We start from the raw sequence: 751 nt of genomic DNA on the forward strand, positions 1-751 counted from the left end.
GAGACCATCCCAGATTCTGTGTAACTGCCATTTAGATTAAATGCTTACTGATACGGTCATCAAACATAATCATAAAACGATTCAGAGCAGACGTCCAGTTACGGATTGGCATCGCCCACTTTTTAGACGCCTGCTGGGTGGCTAAGTACACCACTTTGAATGCTGCCTGATCAGATGGGAACACCTTACGCTTATTCACCGCTGTTCGAATCACGCTGTTCAATGACTCAATAGCATTGGTGGTATAGATGGCTTTTCTGATGTCTTTAGGGTAATTAAAGAACACCGTTAAGCCCTCCCAGTTATTGCGCCAAGACTTAACCACGTGCGGGTATTTCTCGCCCCACACCTCATCAAAGTGCTCAAGATTGGCCTCTGCCATCTCAAGCGTATCAGCGCCATAGATGGCCTTTAAATCAGCCGCTACGGCCTTTTTATCCGTCCATGGTACGAACTTCATGGAGTAACGCACCATATGCACGATACACAGCTGAACCTGTGCCTTTGGATAGACGGTGTTAATGGCATCAGGGAAGCCCTTTAGACCGTCAACACAAGCGATTAAGATGTCTTGTACGCCACGGTTTTGAAGCTCGGTAAGAACACCTAGCCAGAACTTAGCGCCTTCATTCTCTGAGAGCCACATACCAAGCAGCTCTTTTTTACCGTTAAGGTTAACGCCTAGGGCTAAGTAAATGGCTTTGTTGATGATCTGCTTGTCTTGACGTATCTTCACGACGATGCAGTCTAG

1 protein-coding gene is annotated in these 751 nt (G+C 46.6%); it reads right to left on the bottom strand.

From position 1 onward, the window contains the following. Positions 1–31 precede the first annotated feature (31 nt). Positions 32–751 (bottom strand): IS256 family transposase (locus CXF69_RS00575; protein ID WP_145990104.1); only part of this gene is annotated, 720 nt, incomplete at its 5' end.

The organism is Psychrobacter sp. Choline-02u-9 (genome assembly GCF_002836505.1).
Taxonomy (GTDB): Bacteria; Pseudomonadota; Gammaproteobacteria; order Pseudomonadales; family Moraxellaceae; genus Psychrobacter.